This is a genomic window from Labrenzia sp. 5N (assembly GCF_012395805.1).
GTDB classification, from domain to species: domain Bacteria; phylum Pseudomonadota; class Alphaproteobacteria; order Rhizobiales; family Stappiaceae; genus Roseibium; species Roseibium algicola.
In genome coordinates, this window is the sequence record NZ_JAAZTM010000002.1 from 218,338 (window position 1) to 230,798 (window position 12,461).

The window sequence follows — 12,461 nt, forward strand, 5'->3', positions numbered from 1 at the left end:
AGACATGAAGGTCTTCCTCTCGAAGCGAGCCATCGATGTCCCAACTTTCAGCAACCGGCGAGCGGCCGAAACTGGCGTTTGCGGTTACCCACCGCACTGTTCTTGCCATCGCCATTCCGATGACACTCGCCTATCTGTCGACGCCCCTGCTCGGCATCGTCGACATGGCCGTGATCGGCCGCCTTGGCGACCCGGCCCTGCTTGGCGGGATCGCCATAGGCGGGATCATCTTCGACCTGGTGTTTACGACCTTCAACTTCTTGAGGTCCGGGACGACAGGCCTGACAGCCCAGGCTTTCGGCGCCCAGAACGAGGAAGAAGTCAGGGCGACACTGCTGCGCGCCTTCGTGATTGCGGCCATCGGCGGTCTGCTGGTCATCCTCTTGCAAGCTCCCTTGCGGGAAATCGGGCTCTGGTTCCTGGGGGGCAGTGCGGATGTGCAGGCCGCAACGAGCCGCTACTTTGACATCCGCGTCTACAGTGCCCCTTTTCTCCTTGCCAACTATGCCATGCTCGGCTGGTTCATCGGCCTCGGGCGCGCAGGAACAGGGCTGGTGCTTCAGCTCGTTCTGAACGGGCTCAACATCGGCCTCAGTGTCTGGTTCGTCATCGGTTTCGGCTGGAGCGTGGAAGGTGTCGCGCTGGCAACTGTCCTGAGTGAAATCGCGGCAACGGCACTGGGCGTCTGCCTGGTCGTCTTCACCACCGGCAAGACGTCTTGGCCGGCTCTTCAGGTGATTTTCGACCGCCGCCTGCTGGTGCGCATGATGGCCGTCAACCGGGACATCATGATCCGCTCCTTCACCCTTCTCTTCGCCTTCGCGTTTTTCACGGCGCGTTCGGCAGACCAGGGTGACACCGTATTGGCCGCAAACGCTTTGCTTGAGAAGTTCATCATGCTGGCTGCGTTCTTTCTGGATGGTCTGGCAACTGCGGCGGAACAGCTTGCGGGCCGCGCGGTCGGGGCAAGATACCGGCCCGCCTTCGACCGCGCATTGAAACTGACAGCACTGTGGAGCTTTGCCCTGGCGGGGATCCTGTCGACGCTGTTCTGGTTTTTCGGGCAGTACATGATCGATTTCATGACGACGGCAGAAGATGTCCGTCAGGTAACGTCGACCTATCTTGTGTGGGCGATACTGACCCCGGTCTTCGGAGTGCTGGCATTCCAGATGGACGGGGTCTTTATCGGCGCCACATGGTCATCGACCATGCGCAACATGATGCTGTTGTCGCTCGTCGTTTACCTGGCTGCCTATTACCTTCTGTTCCCCATCCTGGGGAACCACGGTCTTTGGCTCGCCTTCCTGCTGTTCTTCGGAACGCGTGGCCTGACATTGCTGGCCGCCTGCAGAAAGCGGGCAGCCGAGACGTTCGGCAACGCATAAGAACAGCTGTATCTAGGCCGTTTCCGATGCCCAGGCATCGACATTGGCATCCCGCGCGTCGCGCAGCGACGCAATCCCGTGCTGGTCCAGTTTTGCAGAAAGGCCGCTCAGGATCTCGTCAATCAGCCCCGCACCCTTGAACACAAGGGCCGAATAGAGCTGCAAGAGGTCAGCCCCCGCCGTGATCTTGGTCCAGGCGGTTTCCGCACTGTCGATACCGCCGACACCGATGATCGGCAGGTCCGGTCCGGCCAGTTTGCGTGCGCGCGCCAGCATGATGGTCGATTTCCGGAACAGGGGCTTGCCCGACAAGCCTCCGGTTTCCTGTGCCGGCCCCTTGCCGCTCAGGCCGTCTCGTCCGATCGTCGTGTTGGAGACGATCAGGCCGTCGACGCTCTTGGCGAGCACTTCCACGACGATATCCTGCAGGTCCTCATCAGCAACGTCCGGCGCGATCTTCAAGAGCACAGGAACCTTGCGCCCAAACGTCTGCGTGCATTCGTCCCGCGCCGTGATCACGGCGGTCAGCAGATCGGCAAGTGCGGACCGGGCCTGCAGGTCGCGCAGTCCCGGTGTGTTGGGTGAAGAAATGTTGACGGTAAAATAAGACGCCAAGTCGGCGAATGCGGTGATGCCGGCGACGTAGTCGGCAATCCGGTCGGTTGCGTCCTTGTTGGCACCAACATTGATGCCGACAATTCCTGTCAACCGCCGGCGGGCTTCAAGCCGCTGGCGCAAGGCTGCGTGGCCTTCGTTGTTGAATCCATAGCGGTTGATCACGCCTTCGTCTGCGGGCAAGCGGAACACCCTCGGCCGCGGATTGCCGGGTTGCGGCTTCGGGGTAACCGACCCTGCCTCGGTATATCCGAACCCCAGCTTCAGCAGCGCATCGGGCACTTCGCCGTTCTTGTCGAACCCTGCAGCCATTCCGAGCGGATTGGGAAAGGTCAGATCCCAGAGCTTCACTGCAAGGCGCGGGTCAGACACCTTCCGGCGCGGCGGCATCAGACCGGATTTCAAAGCCACAACAGTCGCACGGTGCGCGGTTTCGGCGTCCAGGCACTGCAGGCCTCTCAGCGCAACGTTTTCAAGGAAAGGCGGTATCATTGATCCAGCTCCGGAAAGTCATGTGACCCGTCCGGTGAAAGCGGCAGTTCCTTCACCCAGAGTGCGACCTTCGGGTCCAGCGAGCCATAGAGATGGGGAAACAGGGCCCCGCCCCGGGAAGTTTCCCATTTCAACAAGTCGCCAAACCCATCAGCATCAAAGGCGGCCAGCAACAGATCCTGCTGGCCCGCGAAATGCTTTGCAGCGGTTTCCCGGACCTGATCCTCGGCGGAAAAATGAATGAAGCCGTCCTGAAGGTCCACCGGCGCGCCCTTGAAGACGCCTTGGTCGGTTGCCTCCTGCCACATGGATTTCGGGACGATCTTGAAAATCAGGTTCATCTGTCTGCCTTGCCTCTTGCCGGGGATGGCATGGCAGGCAAAGGCCCGGCGCATGCTCAGCCGGTCGGGACACTACTCATCCGAACCGTAGCGAACAAGCGGCACAAGGGACTCCAGCCTGTTTCTTTTGAATTTTGGTCGGGAAAACCCATATGAGCGAAAGGTATTTATTCCTGTCGCGCCAATACGGAGAAACGGCAGCCGTGCTCTCACATGAAAAGGTCTGGGCGGCCATTGATGCCCTCGCCTCGCAGAACGGGCTTTCGCCGTCCGGCCTGGCTCGGCGTGCCGGACTGGATCCGACCGCTTTCAACCCGTCGAAACGCGTTGCGGGCGACGGACGCCCACGGTGGCCATCGACAGAGTCGCTTGCCAAGGTGCTGGCCGCCACCGGCGAAGCCTTGAACACGTTTGCCGCCAGGGTCGAAACCCCGGGCGGGCCAACCGACGCTGCGCCAGCTTTGGTGCCCCTTGCAGGGTTTGATGCTGCCTCGGACCGAAATGCCTTCGACAGTGCCGGCCGGCCAGCTGGCGCGACGTGGCAAAGTCTCAGCTTTCCCCAAATCGGCGCTGCTTTTGCGCTGCAGGTCAGCACCGAAGACTTCCATCCCCTTTACAGAAACGGCGATATCGTCGTGGTTGCTCCCGGCGCCCCCCTTCGCACCGGTGACAGGCTTGCCATCAAGCTCAACAGTGGCCGGTTGTCGCTTTACACGTTGCAGGAGACAGGCGACGAAGACCTGGCGGTTTGCACAATCGGGGACAATTCACAGTCAGTGCGCTTTCAGCACTCGGCAATCGAGTGGACTGCCCGTATTATCTGGGCGAGCCAATAACCTGCGAGCACACATTTGATGAAGCTTCGGCCTCTCATAACGCCAGCAATCGTGCTGACCACCGCAGGTGGTCTGCTCGCCTGGCTGCTCCTGGCAGACCCGCCGTCCGTACAGGACGAGCAGGTAGCGGCAGGCAGCATCACCAGCGCCGCCAAGGAAACAAGCGAGCCGGCAAAGACGCCCGAGCCCGCACCGCAGTCGTCCCCTCCCCAAGCTCAGACGCAGAAACCGGCACAGACACAAAGTGAACCCGTCGTCGTCGCCGCTGCGCCTTTGCCGAACGACATTCGCAACGTTTCGCCGGAGGGGGTATCGGCACCGCAGGTACAGGGTGACCTCAAACGTATCGAACCTTCCAAACGCTACCTGGAACTGAAGGATCCACCGATTGAACCGGTTCCGGATGGCCCACTGGAGCTGATGCGCGTGCAGGTTCTCGACGGCGGACGCATCAAGTCGGACCGGTTGACAGTGACGCTTGCCCATATCGTTCCGCTGAAATCGGACGAAACCTGTGTTTCCCGTCTCGGTGGCACCTGGCCCTGCGGTGCCAGGGCGCGCACTTTCTTAAGAGGACTGGTGCGGCAATTGAAGGTGGTATGCGAAAAGATCGAGGAGACCGGACCGCAACAGATTCTGGCAACCTGCACCCGCGGATCGATGGACCTCAGCAAGCGTCTTGTCCGCTATGGCTGGGCGGATCCGGCGCCGGACGCACCTGCCGATTTCATGGAACTTGCCGAAAAGGCCAGAGACAGAAAAGTCGGCAAGTGGCAATCGGAATGGCTGAACGAGTTGCCGACGAGCGAACTGGAAACAGAAGTGCCGTCTGCCTTGCCAGGCCTTGAGGAACTTGCCCCGGAAATCGTCGAATGGAGCCTGAGAACCGAACCGGAACAGCCGGGGGACGGTCAACTGGCAATCGAGGATTACCCGCAAGTAGAACGGCCGGTGCAGTAGGGCTGGAGCGGCACCGCTTCGCGTTGAAGCAAGCCTTAGTTTCTCCTCCTCAACCGACCGCCTCTCACTGCTGCTGAAAAATCCTTGCGAGCGCCTCGAAGCAGCTCATACCTTCGGCGAATAGGGTTAATACATAGACAAATCAATCAGTACAATTAGTTCAATATTTACGCCCTTAAGGGAAAGTGGCTCAAACATTATCAGTCCGTGACGAGGACCAAAGAAATATGAGCACACCTGCCCCCAAGAACACTGTCGAAACTGACAATATCACAAAATATATCAAGTTCATGTCCAGTTCCGGAAGCAATACAGCTTCTGCGCAGACGGCTTGGAACACCCTTCAAAAACACCTTCCGGCCATTCTGGATCGCTTTTACGTAGAGCTCCTTTCGCAAGAAGAGCTGCGCCAGAAAATGGGAACGCATGAGAAGAACACCGTTCCTCTCAAAAACGCGCAAACCAAACACTGGGAATATATCTTCAATCACGACCCGGACCTGGAGTTCATCGGACAGGCTGCGCGTATCGGTCAGGCTCACGTAAAGATCGGGCTGAAGGCCGAATGGCTGATGTCCGCATTTGGCCGGCTGTTGAACGAAATCCTTCCTGTCATTGTCAAGAAGCACCGGTTTTCGCAAAAGGCGATGATTGCCGAGATGCAGGCCGTGGTGACACGGTTCTTTCTGGACATGATCCTTGCACAACGTGCGTTCGAAACGGAACAGCGCCGCATTGAAGACGCTGAAATGCGGGATACGATCGGGCTGGAGAACCTGCGCACGACCGCAAACACCATCAGCGAGCTGAACGAAATCGTGATGTCGATGGCGTTGTTGTCGCGCAATACCCAGGAAGCCAACGCGAACGGCCAGTCGATTTCCGCCGCGGCGGACCAGCTTGTCGCCTCCATCGGCCAGATTTCCGAAAACAGCGAAGGCGCGGCCAACGAAGCCGTGCAAACAAACAACGCCGCCAAGGATGGCCTGGACAAGATGTCGGCCGTGTCGAGTGCTATCGGCGATATTTCCTCAACGTCCCGGCAAACCGCGCAGAGCCTGTCAGACCTCAGCGAAGCTGCATCGCAGATCGGCGAATTCCTATCGGTCATTCAATCCATCGCAGACCAGACCAATCTTCTGGCGCTGAATGCCACCATTGAAGCCGCCCGTGCAGGGGAAGCCGGCAAAGGCTTTGCCGTCGTTGCTTCGGAAGTCAAAACCCTCGCCTCGCAGACCGGCAAGGCGACGGAAGACATCGCGCAGCGGATCGAAGCACTGACTGCCGGCATGGAAACGATCCAGACAGCCATCCAGAGCTCCGAAGGCGCCATCCAGAATGGCGAGGATGCCATTGCGGCCGCCAATGAACTCATGCAATCCATCGACGGGATGGTTGGCAATGTCTCCGAACGGGTCACCCAGATAACGGGCATCCTGCACCAGCAGAAAGAAGCCAGCCACGAAATCGCTCGCAACGTCGCCAATGTCGCTGAATCGAACCGGAATACGGATCAGCAACTCGGTGCCATGCAGCGCGTTCTGAAACAAAGCAACGACAGTTTCAGCGGAGCAGCAAAAAACTTCTTTGATGCCAACTCTGACAAGTCCTTGCTGGAAATGGCTCGGATCGACCACGTCCTTTTCAAGAAACGTGTCGTCGATACGGTGACCGGCCACGACGACTGGGCGACTTCCGGCATGCCCGACCATCATCATTGCCGTCTTGGCAAATGGTACGACTCGATCAAGAACGAGAAGATCAAATCACATCCAGCGTTCCGCAACCTGATCGCTCCTCATAAGGCGGTTCACGAAGCGGGTCACCGGGCGCTGCATGCCACTGAACAAGGCAATTCCACGGAAGCTTTCGCGGCACTCGTTGACCTGGACAAGGCCAGCAAGGAAGTTCTCAAGGGCCTTACAGTTCTTGCCGCCGCCATGGAAACCGATCTGGCGGATGCAGAACCCCGCAAGTCGCCAAGACAGGACGTCGGCAAGAAGGCCGAAGTTCTGCTGGACGGGGGAACCCAGACAGTGGAGCTGGAAAACGTGTCCGTGACCGGTGTGGGCTTGAAGGGCATAAGGGATGCCAAGGCGGGCAAGACCGTTTGCATCCGATGCGATGGCAAGGAACGGCTTGGCCATATCATCTGGGTGGATGGCACCAGGGCAGGCGTCCAGTTCTTCGACGAAAACAAATGATCTTCGCGGGAAACGCCTGCAGACAACCCTGATAAGGTGCCCATGGGCACCTTATCCAGCTTTATCGCCATGCACGTTTGAATGAACGGCTGCTACAGCCATTCACACCACTGGATGCAGGCAGACTTGCTGACAAACCTCTGCTCAATTGCGATCCGTCGGTTTCTTATTTTTCCTGATTGGTATTAGGCTCCGGACTTCGGAAGTCCCGGATCTGGAGTATTCATGACTGGAGAAATCAAGGTCGGCATCGTTGGTGGAACCGGGCAACTCGGCAGCGCCATCGCAACGGCTTGGCTGGAAAGCGGCTGTGTCAAACCTCGTCAGCTCTGGATATCCAATCGATCCGGAACCGCCACAGGCTTCGAAAGCTGGCCGGAGATCACCTTCACCGCATCCAATCAGCTTCTGGCTGACACCTGTGAGGTCATCCTTCTGTCCGTTCCGCCAGCGCTTGTCGAAACGGTCAGCATTTCGGCGCCCGGCAAACTGGTGCTCTCGGTCATGGCGGGTGTCTCACGTGAGAGGCTCAAAGCCCTCACAGGCTCGGAAAAGGTCGTTCGTGCCATGTCGAGCCCGGCGGCGGGCAAGCAGCTGGCCTACTCCCCCTGGTGTGCGGCTTCGTCGCTTTCGCAGGAAGACAGGGACCTCGTCCAGTCGTTGTTGTCGGCCTGCGGCCCGAGTGATGAAGTCCAGGACGAACAGCAGATCGAGGTCTTCACCGCCATAACCGGTCCGGTACCGGGATTTGCGGCCTTCTTCGCCGACTGCATTGTTGACTATGCAAGGTCAAACGGTGTCGACAGGCATATTGCCGAACGCGCCGCAAAACAGCTGATCCTGTCGGCTGGGCAAATCATGGCCGGTGACACCAGATCTCCGGCGGAACATGTTCAGGAGATGATCGACTACGCAGGAACGACTGCCGCCGGTCTCGTCAAGCTGAAGGAACTGGGTGTTTCGGATCTGATCAGTGAAGGGCTGGACGCCAGTACGGAGCGCGTCAGAACTATTGCCGGCAAAGACTGATACCGCGCTTCTTCCGCCGGAGAGCACAGCTGAAAACAAAAAAAGCGGCGCTGGTGCGCCGCTTTTCCTGAAGTCTGATAATCAGGCTGTCAGTTCGCCAGCCAGTGCCTTGCGGATCATCTCACGCGTTTCGGCAATGCCGTAAAGAGCAACGAAAGACCCGAAGCGCGGTCCCTTTTCCTGCCCGAGCAGAAGCTGGTAAAGCGCAGAGAACCAGACGACGGACACGCCAGGACCACCATCGGGACCCTTTTTGGACGGGTCCTGATAACGCTCGATGGACCGGGCGACGTCCAGCACCGCATCCTGGATGGCACCGCCATCCGCACCGGCCGGCAGGGCGGCCAGTGTTTCGTCCAGTTTTTCCAGCGCAGTGCGCTCGACATCGTCCGGCACCTTGAACGACTTGGTTGGTTTGACGAAATCGTCGAAGTAGCGGATCGCATAGCCGACAAGCGCATCCAGTTCCGGATGGGTCGACGCCGTCACGCCCGGAGCGTAGCGGGAGATGAACGCCCACAGCACGTCCTTGTTTTCCGCGTTGGAGGCGGACACAAGGTTCAGCAGCATGGCAAAGGGCACCGGCATGTCGATCTTCGGAATGTTGCCCGAATGGATGTGCCAGACCGGGTTCTGAAGCTTCTGCTCCACCGGCATCTGCTCGTACTTCTGGACGAAGGTGTAATATTCGTCGACCGCCTTCGGAATGACGTCGAAATAGAGCTTCTTGGCCGTCTTCGGCTTCTGGAAATTGTAGAGCGCAAGGCTCTCCGGTGCAGCGTAGGTCAACCACTCGTCAATGGTCAGACCGTTGCCCTTGGACTTGGAGATCTTCTCGCCCTTTTCGTCCAGGAACAGTTCGTAGACGAAGTGTTCCGGAGCGGTCCCGCCCAGGATGTTGCAGATCTTGTCGTAGATCGGCGCATTGGTCATATGATCCTTGCCGAACATCTCGAAATCGACGTCAAGCGCAGCCCAGCGCATGCCGAAGTCGGGCTTCCACTGCAGCTTCACCTTGCCGCCGGTGACCGGCAGCGTGATGTCCTCGCCCGTCTCGTCCGCAAAGGTGATGGTGCCGTCCTTCGAATTGACGTCCTTCATGGGCACATAGAGCACGCGGCCGGACGTCGGCGAGATCGGCAGGAAGGGCGAATAGGTCGCCTGACGTTCCGCGCCGAGCGTCGGCAGCATCACGTCCATGATCTTCTGGTACTTCTCGGTCGCCCGGATCAGCACGTCATCGAACTTGCCGGCTTTGTAGTATTCGGTCGCGCTGGCAAATTCATAATCGAAGCCGAAGGTATCCAGGAACCGGCGCAGCATGGCGTTGTTGTGCTCGGCAAAGCTTTCATAGTCGCCGCCGAAGGGGTTCGGCACCGCCGTCAGAGGCATCTGCAGATATGGCTCAAGCGCTGCGCGGTCCGGCACGTTTTCCGGGATCTTGCGCATGCCGTCCATGTCGTCGGAGAAGCAAAGCAACCGCGTCGGGATCTTGTCTTCGGTCAGCAGCCGAAACGCCGTGCGCACCATGGTGGTGCGCAGAACTTCGCCGAAGGTGCCGATGTGCGGGAGACCGGACGGGCCATAGCCCGTTTCGAACAGAACCGGTTTGTCCGTTCCCCGTTTCTCGATCCGTTTGACCAGTTTTCGCGCTTCTTCGAACGGCCACGCTTTCGATTTCGTGGCCGCCTCGACAAACTCTTGCGAAAGGTCAAGCGGAGGCAGGGATTGATCGGTCATTTTTCAAGTCGTTCTGTTCATGAGAATGGATGGAATGCAACCCGGTCGTTTTTTTGACTTTTCGGCCGGTTGCTGCGGCGCGACACTAGATCAACGCGCCTCTATGTGCAATCACATGAACACAGCTAAGTTGACCGAAATCTCGGGCTTTGCGCACTCTTTCCGCCTGAGGACATATCGCGCCGGAAAAAAGCGGATCACGCCGGTCAATCGATTGTCTCATACCGGTGACTTGAAGCTTGTCTTCCAACCCGTTACATCGGGCGCACGATCAAGAAGAAATTTTCCGTCTTTTGGCGCTACGGGAGAATGAATAGTGTCTATGAACGAGCCGATCAGCGTACAGGAAGCCCTTATCTACGTGATGGTTATCGTCTCGGCGTCGGACAACCAGATGACCGACAACGAACTGGCCACCATCGGCGACATGATCAAGATGCTGCCCGTTTTCAATGGCTATGACGGCAACCGGATCATCCCGGCAGCCCAGCGCTGCGGCGACATCCTGCAGGAAGACAACGGCTTGCAGCTGGTGCTGGAGCTGGTTGGCGACGTCCTGCCGGCAAAGCTTTACGACACTGCATATGCGCTTGGGGTTGAAGTCGCGGCTGCCGATCTCCACGTCGAGAAGGAAGAATTGCGCATCCTTCAGCTTCTGCGTGACCGCTTCAAACTCGACAAACTCACCGTTGCCGCAATCGAGCGTGGTGCGATTGCCCGTCATCGGACCATCTGATCCTCACGGAGCAGGTATTTGAAAGCAACGAAGGCCCTCGCCTGGGCCGGGGCGGTATCGATAGCCGTCCTGGCAGGTGTTTTCCTGATCTTCCAGGGCCTTCAGGATTTCGATCTTTCTGAATACGAAAGCCGGCCGATTGCCTTTTCCTTCGACGGACATTCCGTTGCCGGAACGTTGCATCTGCCCCACCTGCAAGATCCTGGGCACGCAAACCCGCCTCTGGTCCTGATCGTTCACGGGGACGGGCCAGCGGACCGCTATTCCGGCGGTGGGTACATGCCTCTCATCAGCCGTCTTCTGGACAGCGGTCTTGCCGTCTATTCCTGGGACAAGCCTGGCGTCGGCGAAAGCCAGGGCAACTGGCTTTCCTTTTCCATGGAAGAGCGAGCCCGCCTCGCGGCAACGGCCCTTGCGGCCGCCAAAGAACAGCCCGAATTGAAGACGTCTCCAGCCGGATTTCTCGGCTTTTCCCAGGCGGGGTGGGTTTTGCCCATTCTGGCGGAAGAGCCAGCACAGGGCGATTTCTTCGTGATTGTCGGCGGAGCTGTCAACTGGTTGCGGCAGGCTGGTTATTATACCCGGCGCAGGCTGGAGCTTGCAGGTGCAGACAGCAAGGCGATCGACAAGGCCTTGGCGCAGGACGCAAAAGACGGACAAAAGTTTCTAGACCGGGATTTTTCCTATCAGGACTATCTCGACAGCGGCATGGACAGGGTTCCGATGCCGGAAGATCGCTTCACCTTCGCGCGCCAGAATGCGGCCTCCGACTCCACCGCCTCCCTTGCCCGTATCTCCTCGCCCGTTCTGACACTGCACGGAGCAGAGGACCTCAACGTGGATCCTCATTTCAATTCCGGCATCTATCGAAAGATGCTGACGGACAACAATCCCGCCAACCGCTTCGTGATCGTCCCGGAAGCAACCCATGCGCTGTTGCGGGCGGAAGCCTTCAACTACCAGCTCAAGGGGCAAATGCCTTCCTGGTCGAAGGCCTTGTTCATGGTCCTGGGACGCCGTGCCTACGCACCGGGCGCACTGGACACCATAACAATCTGGATCAAGGAACAGGCCTCAACAGCAAACAGCCTTTCAACTTCACCAAATCGATCAAATTGAACCCTTTTTGTTTTCGGTCCTTCAATCCGCAGCACCTTATCACCGGAGCGGGGACAGCACGCTTGTGGGCTGCCGGGACCTGCGGGTCCTTCAGTGCGGAGACGGGGACATGAGCAATCAGGCAATCGGAGAGCGGACAAGTGTGCGCTATCCACTGAGGCGACGCCGCCAGAGGCTGCGCGTACAGCGCCCCATGCCTTATGCTGTCCGGTACGTGCAGGTTCGCACCGCTCCAAAGCAGGCGAACTGGGGCACGCGAATGATGCTTGCCTTTGCAGGCTTTGTCTGCGGCCTTGCAGCCGACGCGCTGGTGATGTTTGCCGAAGACCATTTCCATCTGGCAAAGAACCGGGATCCGGATCTTTTCGCATGGGTGCTCGGCACCGGCTTTGCCGGCCATATCCTCTATCTGATCTTCGGAATACTAGCGGTCACGTTGCTGACGGCCTTCAACCGCCGCAAGTGGATCTTGTGGCTGCTGATCGGCTTTGTCGGCGGACTGCTGAGTATCTGATCGGCTGATAGCCTCAATTCAGGCTGTGGATCGCATCCGGCAGATCGAGTGAAAACGCCGGAATGACGACGTCGAACATGGAGCCGTCCGGACGTTCCATCGAGTAGGACCCGGCCATGATGCCGCTGTCGGTCGAAAGCGGGCAGTGCGACGAATACTCATAGGTCTCGCCAGGCTCTATCACCGGCTGTTCGCCGACCACGCCCTCGCCGCTGACTTCTTCCTGGCGCCCTCTGGCATCGGTTATCTGCCAGTAACGCGTCTTCAGCTGCACCGGTTCGCTGCCACCGTTGTGGATCTCGACCATATACGCCCAGATATATTCGCTCTCTTCCGGACGCGATTCATCGTCCAGATAAAACGGCTCGACGGAGACTTCGATCCCTTGGGTGATGGCGGTGTAACTGCCAGACACGGCTTTTCCTTAATTTCAGAACTGCGAACCTTGAAATAGACCGGTCCGAAGCGACTTCCACGGGTGGTGCCC

The 12,461-nt window shown here is 58.6% G+C and carries 12 protein-coding genes; 8 read left to right on the forward strand and 4 right to left on the reverse strand.

Translation table 11 applies throughout. The features are described from left to right. Window positions 1-35 precede the first annotated feature (35 nt). A complete protein-coding gene (locus tag HEP89_RS01790) occupies window positions 36-1,388 on the forward strand; it encodes an MATE family efflux transporter (RefSeq protein ID WP_168686007.1) in 1,353 nt (450 codons plus the stop codon). A 12-nt stretch (window positions 1,389-1,400) separates the two neighbouring features. Here the strand turns inward: HEP89_RS01790 and HEP89_RS01795 are convergent, their stop codons facing one another. Both HEP89_RS01795 and HEP89_RS01800 read right to left on the reverse strand, forming a co-directional pair. Next, a complete protein-coding gene (locus HEP89_RS01795; RefSeq protein WP_168691206.1) occupies window positions 1,401-2,495 on the reverse strand; it encodes a quinone-dependent dihydroorotate dehydrogenase in 1,095 nt (364 codons plus the stop codon). Then, a complete protein-coding gene (locus tag HEP89_RS01800) occupies window positions 2,492-2,836 on the reverse strand; it encodes a DUF952 domain-containing protein (protein WP_168691207.1) in 345 nt (114 codons plus the stop codon). Before HEP89_RS01800 ends, HEP89_RS01795 begins: the two co-directional genes overlap by 4 nt. Before the next feature lie 152 nt (window positions 2,837-2,988). Between HEP89_RS01800 and HEP89_RS01805 the strand changes: the two genes are divergently transcribed. The 4 genes from HEP89_RS01805 to HEP89_RS01820 all read left to right on the forward strand — a co-directional run bounded on the left by HEP89_RS01805 (window position 2,989) and on the right by HEP89_RS01820 (window position 7,865). Then, window positions 2,989-3,672 carry a helix-turn-helix transcriptional regulator gene (locus HEP89_RS01805; protein WP_168691208.1) on the forward strand — a complete coding sequence of 228 codons (684 nt, stop codon included), beginning with the start codon at window positions 2,989-2,991 and terminating at the stop codon, window positions 3,670-3,672. Between the two features lie 18 nt (window positions 3,673-3,690). Continuing rightward, window positions 3,691-4,632, forward strand: coding sequence for a thermonuclease family protein (locus HEP89_RS01810; protein ID WP_168691209.1), 942 nt, complete (start codon window positions 3,691-3,693; stop codon window positions 4,630-4,632). 227 nt (window positions 4,633-4,859) lie between these two features. Beyond that, entirely contained in the window at window positions 4,860-6,836 is a 1,977-nt protein-coding gene (locus HEP89_RS01815; protein WP_168691210.1) for a methyl-accepting chemotaxis protein, read from the forward strand. 225 nt (window positions 6,837-7,061) lie between these two features. Continuing rightward, window positions 7,062-7,865 carry a pyrroline-5-carboxylate reductase dimerization domain-containing protein gene (locus HEP89_RS01820; protein ID WP_168691211.1) on the forward strand — a complete coding sequence of 268 codons (804 nt, stop codon included), beginning with the start codon at window positions 7,062-7,064 and terminating at the stop codon, window positions 7,863-7,865. A gap of 81 nt (window positions 7,866-7,946) precedes the next feature. Here HEP89_RS01820 and HEP89_RS01825 read toward each other — a convergent pair whose 3' ends face one another. Beyond that, window positions 7,947-9,605, reverse strand: coding sequence for a lysine--tRNA ligase (locus HEP89_RS01825; protein WP_075281420.1), 1,659 nt, complete (start codon window positions 9,603-9,605; stop codon window positions 7,947-7,949). A gap of 322 nt (window positions 9,606-9,927) precedes the next feature. On the opposite strand from HEP89_RS01825, the gene HEP89_RS01830 reads away from it, so the two are divergent. The 3 genes from HEP89_RS01830 (at window position 9,928) to HEP89_RS01840 (ending at window position 11,974) form a co-directional block, all read left to right on the forward strand. Next, a complete protein-coding gene (locus HEP89_RS01830) occupies window positions 9,928-10,341 on the forward strand; it encodes a tellurite resistance TerB family protein (RefSeq protein ID WP_023001795.1) in 414 nt (137 codons plus the stop codon). Window positions 10,342-10,359: 18 nt separating this feature from the next. Then, on the forward strand, window positions 10,360-11,460 hold the full coding sequence (locus HEP89_RS01835; RefSeq protein WP_168691212.1) for an alpha/beta fold hydrolase: 1,101 nt from the start codon (window positions 10,360-10,362) through the stop codon (window positions 11,458-11,460). Window positions 11,461-11,569: 109 nt separating this feature from the next. Then, window positions 11,570-11,974: a hypothetical protein gene (locus HEP89_RS01840; protein WP_168691213.1), complete on the forward strand. Its 405-nt coding sequence runs from the start codon at window positions 11,570-11,572 to the stop codon at window positions 11,972-11,974. Window positions 11,975-11,987: 13 nt separating this feature from the next. Here the strand turns inward: HEP89_RS01840 and apaG are convergent, their stop codons facing one another. Next, a complete protein-coding gene (gene apaG, locus HEP89_RS01845) occupies window positions 11,988-12,389 on the reverse strand; it encodes a Co2+/Mg2+ efflux protein ApaG (protein WP_023001798.1) in 402 nt (133 codons plus the stop codon). Window positions 12,390-12,461 lie beyond the last annotated feature (72 nt).